Below are 12,381 nucleotides of genomic sequence, written 5' to 3' on the forward strand. Positions count from 1 at the left end.
CGAATTAAATGTTGAGGATATGATCGCGGTTACAAAATTGCCCTGAAACAGGGCAACGGATGTTTCTTTGCACGCTGATGGAACGGCTTACGCCCCTTGCCAGCGGGTGAACAGGTCCTGCGGAAGGGTAATATCAAACTGGTCAAGCACGCGATTAACCGTTTGATTAATCACATCATCGAGCGTTTGTGGACGATGATAGAACGCCGGGACTGGTGGCATAATCACTGCGCCAATTTCTGCCGCCTGGGTCATGAGGCGCAGATGCCCCAGATGCAGCGGCGTTTCGCGTACACACAGCACCAGCGGACGACGTTCTTTCAACACCACATCTGCCGCACGGGTAAGCAACCCATCGGTGTAACTGTGGACAATGCCGGAAAGGGTTTTGATTGAACACGGCAGGATAACCATGCCGGCGGTCTGAAAAGAGCCGGAGGAGATACTGGCGGCGATATCGCGCGTATCATGATTCACATTTGCCAGCGCCTGCACGTCGCGCACAGAGAGGTCCGTTTCCAGTGCCAGCGTCTGCCGGGCAGCGGCACTCATCACCAGATGGGTTTCCACATCGGTAACGTCACGCAAAACCTGCAGCAGGCGCACGCCGTAAATTGCCCCGCTTGCGCCAGAAATACCAATGATGAGTCGTTTCATGTGTAATAGCCCTTACTTGCTCAGGGCCGACTTTGCAGGAAATTACGATGAGTTGCAAGCAAGGGTGCAGGTTGCGCCCTTGCTTGCGAGCAAACATTAACCTTCGTTGTGCATTTCAAGGTTTTCCGCTTCGTTCTGACGCAATACCGCTTTAGCATCATCATTACGCAGGGAGTCGAGGAAATCGAGATATTGCTGGTCGACGTCTTTGGTGACGTACACACCGTTAAACACTGAACATTCAAACTGCTGAATATCCGGATTCTCAGCACGGACAGCTTCAATCAGATCGTTCAGGTCCTGGAAGATCAGACCATCTGCGCCGATTATCTGGCGAATCTCGTCCACTTCACGACCATGCGCAATCAGCTCCGTCGCCGTAGGCATATCGATGCCATAAACGTTCGGGAAGCGAATTTCCGGGGCGGCAGAGGCCAGATACACCTTCTTCGCTCCGGCTTCACGCGCCATCTCGATAATCTGTTCTGAAGTGGTGCCGCGCACGATGGAGTCATCCACCAGCAGCACGTTTTTATCACGGAATTCCGCACGGTTAGCGTTCAGCTTACGGCGCACTGATTTACGGCGCAGCTGCTGGCCCGGCATGATAAAGGTGCGTCCCACATAGCGGTTTTTCACAAACCCCTGACGGTACGGCTTACCGAGAATGCGGGCAATTTCCAGCGCGATATCGCAGGAGGTTTCCGGGATTGGGATGACTACGTCGATGTCCAGATCTTCCCACTCACGGGCAATTTTTTCGCCAAGCTTAGTCCCCATATTCACACGGGCGCTGTAGACGGAAATCTTGTCGATAAAGGAGTCAGGACGAGCGAAGTAAACGTATTCAAACAGACACGGATTGCTCACCGGGTTATCAGCACACTGACGGGTAAACAGCTGGCCTTTTTCGGTGATATACACCGCTTCGCCAGGGGCTACGTCGCGCAGGAATTCAAAGCCCAACGTGTCCAGCGCTACGCTCTCAGACGCCACCATGTACTCGGTACGGCCATCGCCAATATCGCGTTTGCCCATTACCAGCGGACGGATACCGTTAGGGTCGCGGAAGGCAACCATACCGTGACCGATAATCATCGCCACGCAAGCATAGGCGCCGCGAATCTGGCGGTTGGTTGCCGCAATGGCAGCAAAAATATTGTCGGCCTCCAGCGGGTAATGGCGGAAGTTATCCAGCTCGCTGGCGAAAATATTCAGCAGAATTTCAGAATCTGAAGTGGTATTGATGTGGCGGCGCTTTTCTTCAAACAGCTTTTTACGCAACTCATGCGCGTTGGTCAGGTTGCCATTATGGGCAAGAGTGATGCCATACGGTGAGTTGACGTAAAAAGGTTGAGCTTCGGAGGCGCTGGAGCTGCCAGCCGTTGGGTAACGCACATGACCGATGCCCATATTGCCCTGCAAACGCTGCATATGGCGCGCTTCAAAAATATCGCTCACCATTCCGTTTGCTTTACGCAAGCGGAAGCAGTTGTTAGCATCAATGGTGATGATGCCCGCAGCATCCTGACCACGATGCTGGAGCACCGTTAACGCGTCATAAATCGACTGGTTTACCGGCATAACACCGGCGATACCGACAATACCGCACATACGTCTTTTCCTCGTTCAGCAACGACCCAAAGTTTATACTTTGGGCAAGAAACTTGACGAGCTTTGCAGATAGTCAAAGAACCATCTGATGATGAAACTGAACTGCGGAATCAGCTGCGACTTACCCCAGTCTTCACTTTTCGACAGACCGGTAAAGGTATCGAGAAAGAACAGTATGGCGGCAACGATCAACGCTCCACGCAAAGCACCGAAGCAGATCCCCAACACCCTGTCGGTACCCGACAGTCCTGTTTTCTCTACCAGTTGGCCTATCACAAAGTTAACGATAGCGCCGACGATAAGTGTCGCGATGAACAGTATCGCGATAGCAATCCCATTTCGAACCAGTTCGTCTTCAAAGCCCGTAAACCAGACAGACAGGTAAGTGTAGTAATGGCTGGCGACAAAGAAAGCACAACCCCAAGTCACCAACGATAATGCTTCACGAACAAAGCCACGGATCAGGCTAACCAGACAGGAAAAACCAATCACCGCGATAATGGCGTAATCAATCCAGACCATATGTGTCCCACGATTTTACGCCCTGTCGTCCTGTTCGGGGCGCATTCTAACAGAAAAAGAAAACGTTTGCGTAGGGATTTCCTTTCCACGCGTAAATAAAAATGGCGCTGAAAAAATCTTCAACGCCATACCGTTTTATGCCTCTTCGGGCACTGCCGGATAGCGGTGAAAACACCGTATCCGGCCTGAATCAGAGCTGCGCCGTAAACAGCGCAATCCCTTAATTAGGGGTGTACCCCATCACGACGCCACTCAGACCAGAGATCTTCTGCAGCTCGCCCAGCGAGTTCTTTAGCTTATCTTTGGAGGCGTCCGGCCCGACGAGAATGCGGGTTATTTTACCCTGCACCGGCGTTGACGGGGAAGTATATACCCGGAAGCCCGCGCCACGAAGTTTACCCACGATCTCATTGACCTTATCCGCATTTTTCAGTGCACCGAGCTGTACAACGTACGCTTTGCCGGTTGGGGCTGGCGCTTCTTCAGCGGCCGGTTTCGGCGCAGGAGTCGGTGTCGGCGTCGGAGCGACGGCAACAGGCTGCGGTTTCGGTTTAGGTTTCGGTGGTTCCACAGGCGCAGGGACAGGATCTAATTCCGCGCTGTTTGTCGTCGTCAAACGTGATGGATCCAACGATGGCGCGGCAGCATCACCCGCACGCACCTCTTCTGCCGCCCCTTCCGGCGGCTGAGTCGGCAGCGCCTGCGTTGCTGCAGGCATCATGTCTGGTTCATCGCGATCACCGGGTTTAGGCACCAGTGGGATCGCTGCAAATTCATCCTGATAATGCTTTTTCTGCCCGTCAAGCAGCCCGGGAAGCACAATTACCCCGAGCGCGACTAGCACAATTGTGCCGACTAATCGATTCTGAAACTTACTCGCCACCGCTTCTCCCCACGTCTATTACTTCCATGACATGTGCGACAGTGTGAAAGGATCCACACACCAACACGGTATCTTCTGGCTTCGCCTCAGCAAGTGCTGCAGACCATGCCTGCGCCACGCTGTCATAAGCGTTGCCTTTGCCCAGGTGCTCCAGCAGTTGTTCTGCCGTTGCGCCACGCGGCCCTTCCAGGGGCGCACAGTACCAGACGTCAACCACGCTTTTTAACCAGGCTAACGTACCGGCAATATCTTTATCATGTAGCATACCGATAACCGCAAGTACACGCCCGCTTTTCACTAACTTTTTCAGACGTCCGGTCAGATACTCTGCCGCATGCGGGTTATGGGCAACATCGAAAATCACTCGCGGCGACTCGCTCACAATCTGGAAGCGCCCCGGTAAAATCGCGCGTTCGATGCCGTCACGAATCGCCTGCTCGCTAACGTTCAGCCCGCTTGCGCGCAGCGCGGCCAGCGCGGTAGCAGCATTAGGTTGTGGCACCTGCGGCAACGGCAAATGCGCCAACGTTCCATGAGCATCCGTAAACGACCAGTCGTTCTCAGTAACCGCATAGCGCCAGTCTACGCCGCAGCGTTGCAAAATCGCCCCGCACTCTTGCGCGACATCCGCGATGGTGTAAGGCATTTCAGGCTCGCCGACGATAGCCGGTTTCTCTGCACGGAAAATGCCCGCCTTCTCACGACCAATACTTTCGCGATCCGGGCCCAGCCAGTCAGTATGGTCAAGCGCAATACTGGTGACTACAGCGACATCGGCATCGACGATATTGGTGGCGTCAAGGCGGCCGCCTAATCCCACTTCGAGAATAACGACATCCAGTTGGGCCTGTTTAAACAGCCAGAGTGCCGATAACGTACCGTATTCAAAGTAAGTCAGGGAAATATCACCACGAGCGTCTTCAATCTCAGCAAACGAGGCGGTATGGGCTGATTCCGGCAGTTCCCCCCCCTGCACGCGTACGCGTTCCGTGTAGCGCACCAGATGAGGCGAACTATATACCCCAACTTTATATCCTGCCGCAGTCAGCACAGATTCCAGCGTACGACAGGTCGTGCCTTTTCCGTTGGTTCCTGCCACCGTAAACACAAATGGCGCGGGTTTCAATACACCCAGTTTGCGCGCTACCTGGCTTACGCGCTCAAGGCCAAGATCGATGGTTTTACTGTGCAGGTTTTCCAGATAAGAAAGCCACGACGCCAGGGGCGACGCGGCTTGAGGAATACGTTTATTGTCCATGATGCCTGTAATTTTATTACGTAGATTAAAGCAAAAGGCAGCGCCAGTTGGCCCTGCCCTTTTTTACTCGTCGTCTTTCAAGCTGCAGGTGTGTTGGCTGCTCTCGCTCACCCGAATCACTTGCCCGTGCAAGCTCATCGGGGTTCACTCTCTTGCCGTCTTCCTGCAACTCGAAATCCATAGAGTAAGTTATCAGGCTTCTGATTCCTGATCGGGTACCGGAGATACCACCTCGCCTTCACGCGGCTCATCCGGATTCGGCGCAGGAAGATTCATCAGCTTCGCCAGGATGCTTGCCAGTTTCAGGCGCATTTCCGGACGGCGGACGATCATATCGATAGCGCCTTTTTCAATCAGGAACTCGCTGCGCTGGAATCCCGGCGGCAGTTTCTCACGTACGGTTTGCTCGATAACACGCGGACCCGCGAAGCCGATCAGTGCTTTCGGTTCTGCAATGTTGAGATCGCCCAGCATCGCGAAGCTTGCGGAAACACCACCCATTGTTGGGTCGGTCAGTACAGAAATATACGGTAAACCGCGTTCCTGCATTTTCGCCAGCGCAGCAGAGGTTTTTGCCATCTGCATCAGAGACATCAGCGCTTCCTGCATACGCGCCCCGCCAGAAGCGGAGAAGCAGATCAGCGGACAGTTGTCTTCCAGTGCCTGCTCAACGGCACGGACAAAACGCGCACCGACCACAGAGCCCATGGAGCCGCCCATAAACGCGAACTCGAATGCCGCAGCGACGACCGGCATACCATGCAGCGTGCCTTTCATCACCACCAGCGCATCTTTCTCGCCGGTTTCTTTCTGCGCAGAAGCCAGTCTGTCTTTGTATTTTTTGGAGTCACGAAACTTCAGCACGTCTTTCGGCTCAAGCTCGCTACCCAGTTCCACAAGAGAACCTTCATCTAACAGGCTATGCAGGCGATTGCGCGCCGACATGCGCATATGATGGTCACACTTCGGACAGACCTCAAGATTACGTTCCAGCTCAGCACGGTATAAAACCTGACCGCAGCTATCACACTTGGTCCACACCCCTTCAGGAATGCTTGCCTTGCGGGTGGGAGTAATGTTGCTTTTAATTCGTTCAATCCAGCTCATTGGTGACCTTTCTGCCTGAACCCTAGTCAGCTTTGTTATAAGGGGCGCATAATGCCATTTTTGCCCCTAACAGACCATGAATGTTGCACATTAAAACATAACAGCCCGAAACTTTGGATAAAAAAGTGGTCGAACCGCTGAGTTACTTTCTATTTTGCAGCCCGTGACGCAGCACGCTTATGGCGAATTACTTCAATCACCCCCGGCAATACGGAAAGGACGATAATCGCCACAATCAGTAATTTCAGGTTTTCCTGGACAATCGGCAGATCGCCGAACAGGTAGCCTGCGTAGGTGAACAACAATACCCACAGCAATGCACCTACGACGTTATACATCGCAAAGTGACGGTAGGACATATGTCCCATACCGGCAACAAACGGCGCAAATGTGCGCACGATAGGCACGAAACGCGCCAGGATAATCGTCTTACCGCCATGACGCTCGTAGAACGCATGGGTTTTATCCAGGTAGCTGCGGCGGAAAATTTTGGAGTTCGGGTTACTGAAAAGTTTTTCCCCGAACAATCGGCCAATCGTGTAGTTCACTGCATCGCCCACAATCGCCGCCACAATCATCAGTGCCACCATCAGATGAACATTGAGATCATTGGTCGGCAGCGCAGAAAGCGCACCAGCAACAAACAGCAGCGAGTCTCCTGGCAGGAATGGTGTCACCACCAGCCCGGTTTCACAGAACAGGATCAGAAACAGAATGGCGTATACCCAGATACCGTATTCCGCAACCAGCTCCGCCAGGTGCACATCAATGTGCAGGATAAAATCGATAAGAAAGTAAATCAGGTCCATAGTTTTGCCTTTATACGACTCAAATTAGTCCGCCAGAAATAGCGGGCCCATAGGCGGTTTTGGCAGGTCGAACCGGTCCGGGTAATCTACTGCAACCAGATACAGTCCTTCCGCTTTCGCCGTTGCCGCTGCCAGCGTTCTGTCCTTTGCCGCTAACAGTTCTGCTATCCAGCTCTCCGGCTGGTTGTTGGCGCCAACTTCCATCAGGCTGCCGACAATATTCCTGACCATATGATGTACAAAGGCATTCGCTTTAATATCCACCACCACATATGCACCGAAACGTTCAACGTTAATGTGCATCACGTTACGCCACGGTGTGCGCGACTGGCACTGTACCGCACGGAACGAGGTAAAATCATTTTCGCCAATCAGACACTGGGCTGCACGATGCATACGCTCAGCGTCCAGCGGTTCATAATAATGGGTTACCCCTTTACCCAAAACCGCAGGGCGCAACCGATGATTGTAGATGATGTAGCGATAACGGCGAGCCGTAGCGCTAAATCTGGCATGAAAATCATCAGGTACAGCTTTCACCCAGCGCACGGCGATGTCACCAGGTAAATTCGCATTTACCCCCAGTGTCCAGGCCGCATCTTTACGCTGAGCAGTGGTTTCAAAATGCACGACCTGCCCAGTGCCATGAACGCCCGCATCCGTGCGACCTGCACAAAAAACATTAATGCGTTCGTTCGCCACCTGAGAAAGCGCTTTTTCCAGTTTTTCCTGAACGCTACGCACTTCGTTCTGGCGCTGCCAGCCATAATATTTGCTGCCGTCATACTCAATGCCCAGCGCAATTTTATGGGTTGACGGCTGTTGCTGGTCAGACATTAGTACAGGTACTCCTGCACCAGTTTTTCCGCAATTTTCACCGCCATTAACGCGCCGCCAAAGCGTACGTTGTCTGCCACAGACCAGAACTGAACTTGCTCCGGCATACCGTAATCGTTATGCACGCAGCCAATAGAAAGGTGCGGCGTGCCCGATGCATCGCCAACCTGGGTCGGGAAGTCGGTTTCTTCCGACAACACCACGTCTTCGCCGCGTGAAAACGCATCACGTGCTTCTTCCGCCGCCAACGGGCGCAGAGCCTCAAAATTCACCATCTGCGCGTGACCATAAAATACCGGGGACTGCACGATGCTGGCTGAAATAAGCAGACCGTCATCCTGCATAATTTTGCGCACTTCATCAACAATACGACGCTCTTCACGCACGCTGCCTTCGCGATCGGGCAGCAGCGGCAGCATATTGAACGCCAGCTGACGACCAAAGAAATCATCTTCGTCAATCGGGATGCCGTTAAGCAATTTCGCGCTTTGTCCGGCCAGTGCGTCTACGGCTTTTTTGCCGTGAGCGGAAGCCGAAATAATATTGGTCACCGTAATCCGTGACAGCCCGCCGTCATCAATCAATGGTTTCAGCGCAGACAGCAACTGGCTTGTCAGGCTGTTTGGTACCGCAATCACATTGCGGTTACGGTAATCCGCCAGCACGAACGGGTTAACGTCCGGAACCACCAGCGGAACGTCTGGCTCAAGCGCGAACAGACCGCTACTGTCAATCACCAGGCAACCCGCATTTGTTGCTTCTTCTACCCATGCGGCGGTGGCTTCAGTGCCCGCAACAAAAAATGCCAACTGTGCCTGCGTCCAGTCAAAGTCTGCAACGTCCTGCACTATGACCGATTTACCGTTAAAACGCAGATGCTCACCGGCGCTTTCATTACGCGCCAGCGCATAAATTTCACCGACCGGGAACTGGCGTTCAGCCAGCGTATCGAGCAGGGCTTCGCCTACGGCGCCCGTTGCGCCCAGAATGGCAATATTCCAGCCTTCAGACATGGTGATTTACTCCAAGAAATACGTAAGCGTCCCTGTCGCATTATTCGACAGGGAGCATTAAGAAGACATTAATGTGCCGGATGATGAACAGCGTTAAAACCCAGCTTACACAATAAGGCAGCAGCCGTTGCGTCGTCACACATCACATATAAAGACGACCATTCACGACGCTCAAGGTAATTTTTACGCAGTTTATCAAACTCACCCGGAATTCCAGCGACTTTACGCAGCGGCGCATCATCGCGGCGCACATCATACACTAAATGCGCCAGCCTTTTCAGCGTTGGCTGATCTAACGGGCCATGCAGGGTGATACGACCAAATTCCGGCGCAGGTAACAGGGTACTGAGCGCAACGTGCTGCTCGTGACCAATAAACTTACTATAGGCCTCAAAGACCTGCGTGGTGCCACGCGCTTTTCCTTCGAGGGTATACCCGGCAATGTGCGCCGTGCCGATATCGGCTTTCTCCAGCAACGCCACATTGAGATCCGGCTCTCCTTCCCAGACATCCAGCACAACGCTCAGCGACTGACCGGCATTCAACCGGTTCAGCAATGCTGTATTGTCGATGACCGGCCCACGGCAGGCGTTGATCAGAATAGTGCCCGGCTTCAGTCGGCTAATCAGCGCATCATCCGCCATGTGCAGCGTTTTGTAGGGTCCGTCTTTAAACAGTGGCGTATGGAAAGTCAGCACATCGGCTTGCTCTACCAGTTCATCCAGCGAGCGGAAATCGCCCTCGTCACCGCGATCGGCTCGCGGTGGATCGCACAGCAGCGTGCGGATCCCCAGCGCGTCCAGACGCGCCTGCAAACGCCCACCCACGTTGCCCACACCCACAATGCCTACGGTGCGATCGCGTAACGCAAACCCATCACGCTCCGCCAGCATCAGCAACGCTGAAAAAACATATTCTACGACCGCTATCGCGTTACAACCGGGCGCGGCGGAAAAACCGATCCCAGCCTGCGCAAGCCAGGCGTCATCCACATGGTCTGTGCCAGCGGTTGCCGTACCGACAAATTTAACCGGTTTGCCTCCAAGCAGTGATTCATTTACTTTCGTCACCGAGCGCACCATTAAAGCATCCGCATCATCCAGTTCAGCAACGGGAATCGGACGACCGGGAACCGCTTTGACCTCCCCCAAACGACTGAACAGTTCGCGGGCATAGGGCATATTTTCATCAACGAGGATTTTCACGTCTTTCGCACCTGTTTGAGAACGAGAGTTAACCGGGCAAGTGTGCCATAATCTCGCCGCCAGGCATACTGCGAGACCTGGTCAGCACAGATTTAAGGAACAGAGATGATGCAGCCCATTTCAGGTACGCCCGCACGCCCTCCCGGCGAAGGCCAAAATGCCCCTTCCGCTGCGGGTGAACAACCGTTATCCACGCAACAACGTACTGTGTTGGAACGACTAATTACCCGTTTGATTTCACTCACCCAGCAGCAAAGTGCTGAGGTGTGGGCCGGAATGAAGCACGATCTGGGCGTCAAAAGTGATACTCCGCTGCAGTCACGTCACTTTCCAGCCGCTGAGCAAAACCTTAACCAACGGCTGGGAGTTGCTCAGCAAAATCATGTTAATCGTCAGGTGCTTTCGCAGCTCACTGAATTACTGAGCCAGGGAAATAATCGCCAGGCGGTGAGTGATTTTATCCGTCAGCAGTATGGGCAAACGGCGCTCAGCCAGCTCACGCCTGAGCAGTTGAAAAACGTGCTCACGCTACTGCAACAAGGGCAGCTGTCGATACCACAGCCGCAGCAGCGCCCGGCAACCGATCGCCCGTTGCTCCCCGCAGAGCACAATACGCTGAACCAGTTAGTTACCAAACTGGCGGCGGCCACGGGAGAATCCGGGAAGATGATCTGGCAGTCGATGCTGGAGTTGTCTGGCGTAAAAAGCGGTGAGCTGATCCCTGCCAAACAGTTTACGCACCTGGTCACCTGGCTGCAGGCGCGCCAGACGCTCAGCCTGCAAAGCGCCCCGACGCTACAAACGCTCCAGGCTGCGCTGAAGCTGCCATTAGAGCCGAATGAGCTGACAGCAATAAAAGAGTACGCGCAGCAGACGTATCAGATCCAACCACAATCGATTCTGACCACGGTGCAGGTGCAGGACTTGCTCAATCAAATTTTCCTGCGTCGCGTGGAACGAGAACGCGAGCTCAGCGATCCGCGTCATCTGCAGCCCATTTACAGCCCGTTCGCGCCGATGATTGAAACGGTTAAATCTCTGTCGGCACGACCGGGACTGTTGTTTGTTGCATTGATGATTGCGTTAGCCATTTTCTGGCTGGTCGCTTAACCTTTACGCAGCGTAAGCAACGTTACAATAATCCCCACCACGGCGGATATCGCCCCGGCAAGGAACACTGAGGGATAACCGTACGCGGTGGCCAGCACCCCGGCGACCGGCCCGCTTATGCCGTAGGAGATATCCTGAAATGCGGCGTAACCGCCAAGTGCCGTACCGCGAACCTGCGCGGGTACTCGCTTCACCACCTCGACGCCCAAGGCCGGGAAGATAAGCGAACACCCGGCCCCGGTTAATGCCGCTCCAAGCAGTGCAACCCAGGCTGTTGGGGCCTGCCACAGCAGAATCAGTCCTGCGGTTTCCACCAGCAAAGAGACAACGGCAACCTTCACGCCGCCAAACCGGTCCGGCATCCAGCCAAACAGAATGCGCATCAGCACAAACGCCCCGCCAAACGCGGTCAGGGTGAACCCCGCCATCGTCCAGCCGTTGCTGACAAAATAGAGTGAAATAAATGTACCGATCACCGCAAAGCCAACGCCCTGCAGCGCCAGGCCCAGGCCCGGTTTCCAGATAAGCCCTACCACGCTCCATAACGAAGGGCGTTCTCCTGCATGTGCAGGCACTTTACGCACGGTGCCGTTGAATACCCATGCCAGCAGCGGTAATACCATCGTGGTTCCCGCCAGCGCCGCGAAGCCAAAGTGGCTGTGGATCAGAAGTCCCAACGGTGCACCGGCGGCCAGCGCGCCGTAAATCGCCATTCCGTTCCATGACATCACCTTACCGGAGCGTGTTGGGCCGACCAGCCCCAGCCCCCAGGTCAGCGTTCCGGTGAGCAGTTGGCTTTCGCCAAAACCGAGGATCAAACGACCGACGATTAGCAACGCAAATTTTACGGGAACAGAAACGGGCAATAGCGCGGCTAACAGCCACGCCGCACCCGCCAGCCCACAGGCAAACATCCCCTGCAGCGCCGAGCGTTTGGCACCATATTGATCGGCTAACCGCCCGGCGTAGCCGCGTGTTAATACCGTCGCCAGAAACTGTACGCCGACGGCGATGCCGACCATGGTATTGCCATAGCCCAGTTCCTGGTGCACAAACAGAGGAATGACGGGCAAAGGTAAACCGACCGTCATATAGGTCAGGAAAACCGCAAAAGCGATGCGAAACAGCGAAAAGTTCGCCGAAGGTGTTTTTTCTTGTTGGGTTACAGTTGTCATGCGTTACTCCAAAATGCAGAGTAAGGCGAGGAATGCCCACGCCCCCTCTACCTGACTATCAGGATTAAGGTGCGTTGGATAACGTTAAACGCTTACGCATTATCAAGAGGATAATGTTGAAGCTGGAGTCTGCCTGTAAACCAGAGCGGTTGTCAACGATATAAAAAAGGGAGCCATCAGGCTCCCCTCTT

At 54.1% G+C, this 12,381-nt stretch carries 12 protein-coding genes; 1 reads left to right on the plus strand and 11 read right to left on the minus strand.

The features are described 5' to 3' along the window. Positions 1 to 87: 87 nt before the first annotated feature. From OGV89_RS09195 to pdxB, 10 genes are all read right to left on the minus strand, one after another. Entirely contained in the window at positions 88 to 657 is a 570-nt protein-coding gene (locus OGV89_RS09195) for a UbiX family flavin prenyltransferase (protein WP_003028125.1), read from the minus strand. A gap of 96 nt (positions 658 to 753) precedes the next feature. Further along, positions 754 to 2,271 carry an amidophosphoribosyltransferase gene (gene purF / locus OGV89_RS09200; RefSeq protein ID WP_003028127.1) on the minus strand — a complete coding sequence of 506 codons (1,518 nt, stop codon included), beginning with the start codon at positions 2,269 to 2,271 and terminating at the stop codon, positions 754 to 756. Between the two features lie 33 nt (positions 2,272 to 2,304). Continuing rightward, the gene (cvpA, locus tag OGV89_RS09205; RefSeq protein ID WP_003028129.1) at positions 2,305 to 2,793 is read right to left on the minus strand and encodes a colicin V production protein; all 489 of its coding nucleotides are present in this window, start codon (positions 2,791 to 2,793) and stop codon (positions 2,305 to 2,307) included. A 220-nt stretch (positions 2,794 to 3,013) separates the two neighbouring features. Next, positions 3,014 to 3,676 (minus strand): cell division protein DedD, encoded by a 663-nt coding sequence (gene dedD / locus OGV89_RS09210; protein WP_003845071.1) that lies wholly within the window; start codon positions 3,674 to 3,676, stop codon positions 3,014 to 3,016. Beyond that, entirely contained in the window at positions 3,666 to 4,934 is a 1,269-nt protein-coding gene (folC, locus tag OGV89_RS09215) for a bifunctional tetrahydrofolate synthase/dihydrofolate synthase (RefSeq protein WP_003839318.1), read from the minus strand. The genes dedD and folC overlap by 11 nt, the downstream gene beginning before the upstream one ends. Positions 4,935 to 5,126: 192 nt before the next feature. Continuing rightward, positions 5,127 to 6,041, minus strand: coding sequence for an acetyl-CoA carboxylase, carboxyltransferase subunit beta (gene accD / locus OGV89_RS09220; RefSeq protein ID WP_003839317.1), 915 nt, complete (start codon positions 6,039 to 6,041; stop codon positions 5,127 to 5,129). A 149-nt stretch (positions 6,042 to 6,190) separates the two neighbouring features. Further along, positions 6,191 to 6,850 (minus strand): DedA family protein, encoded by a 660-nt coding sequence (locus tag OGV89_RS09225; protein WP_003028140.1) that lies wholly within the window; start codon positions 6,848 to 6,850, stop codon positions 6,191 to 6,193. A 24-nt stretch (positions 6,851 to 6,874) separates the two neighbouring features. Further along, a complete protein-coding gene (truA, locus tag OGV89_RS09230) occupies positions 6,875 to 7,687 on the minus strand; it encodes a tRNA pseudouridine(38-40) synthase TruA (protein ID WP_003028142.1) in 813 nt (270 codons plus the stop codon). Then, a complete protein-coding gene (locus OGV89_RS09235) occupies positions 7,687 to 8,700 on the minus strand; it encodes an aspartate-semialdehyde dehydrogenase (RefSeq protein ID WP_003028144.1) in 1,014 nt (337 codons plus the stop codon). Before OGV89_RS09235 ends, truA begins: the two co-directional genes overlap by 1 nt. Before the next feature lie 68 nt (positions 8,701 to 8,768). Further along, positions 8,769 to 9,905: a 4-phosphoerythronate dehydrogenase PdxB gene (pdxB, locus tag OGV89_RS09240; RefSeq protein ID WP_003028146.1), complete on the minus strand. Its 1,137-nt coding sequence runs from the start codon at positions 9,903 to 9,905 to the stop codon at positions 8,769 to 8,771. A 108-nt stretch (positions 9,906 to 10,013) separates the two neighbouring features. On the opposite strand from pdxB, the gene flk reads away from it, so the two are divergent. Further along, positions 10,014 to 11,015, plus strand: coding sequence for a flagella biosynthesis regulator Flk (gene flk, locus OGV89_RS09245; RefSeq protein ID WP_003845068.1), 1,002 nt, complete (start codon positions 10,014 to 10,016; stop codon positions 11,013 to 11,015). On the opposite strand, the gene OGV89_RS09250 is transcribed toward flk, so the two are convergent. Beyond that, the gene (locus OGV89_RS09250; protein WP_003845065.1) at positions 11,012 to 12,190 is read right to left on the minus strand and encodes an MFS transporter; all 1,179 of its coding nucleotides are present in this window, start codon (positions 12,188 to 12,190) and stop codon (positions 11,012 to 11,014) included. The genes flk and OGV89_RS09250 overlap by 4 nt on opposite strands. Positions 12,191 to 12,381 lie beyond the last annotated feature (191 nt).

This window comes from Citrobacter sp. Cf125 (assembly GCF_030333935.1).
In the GTDB taxonomy this organism is placed as follows: domain Bacteria; phylum Pseudomonadota; class Gammaproteobacteria; order Enterobacterales; family Enterobacteriaceae; genus Citrobacter; species Citrobacter freundii.

Excerpts from the sequence above, each read along its gene's own strand:
- OGV89_RS09195 (WP_003028125.1), bottom strand. The coding sequence starts at position 657 with ATGAAACGACTCATCATTGGTATTTCTGGCGCAAGCGGGGCAATTTAC.
- purF (WP_003028127.1), bottom strand. The coding sequence starts at position 2,271 with ATGTGCGGTATTGTCGGTATCGCCGGTGTTATGCCGGTAAACCAGTCG.
- cvpA (WP_003028129.1), bottom strand. The coding sequence starts at position 2,793 with ATGGTCTGGATTGATTACGCCATTATCGCGGTGATTGGTTTTTCCTGT.
- folC (WP_003839318.1), bottom strand. The coding sequence starts at position 4,934 with ATGGACAATAAACGTATTCCTCAAGCCGCGTCGCCCCTGGCGTCGTGG.
- accD (WP_003839317.1), bottom strand. The coding sequence starts at position 6,041 with ATGAGCTGGATTGAACGAATTAAAAGCAACATTACTCCCACCCGCAAG.
- OGV89_RS09225 (WP_003028140.1), bottom strand. The coding sequence starts at position 6,850 with ATGGACCTGATTTACTTTCTTATCGATTTTATCCTGCACATTGATGTG.
- truA (WP_003028142.1), bottom strand. The coding sequence starts at position 7,687 with ATGTCTGACCAGCAACAGCCGTCAACCCATAAAATTGCGCTGGGCATT.
- OGV89_RS09235 (WP_003028144.1), bottom strand. The coding sequence starts at position 8,700 with ATGTCTGAAGGCTGGAATATTGCCATTCTGGGCGCAACGGGCGCCGTA.
- flk (WP_003845068.1), top strand. The coding sequence starts at position 10,014 with ATGCAGCCCATTTCAGGTACGCCCGCACGCCCTCCCGGCGAAGGCCAA.
- OGV89_RS09250 (WP_003845065.1), bottom strand. The coding sequence starts at position 12,190 with ATGACAACTGTAACCCAACAAGAAAAAACACCTTCGGCGAACTTTTCG.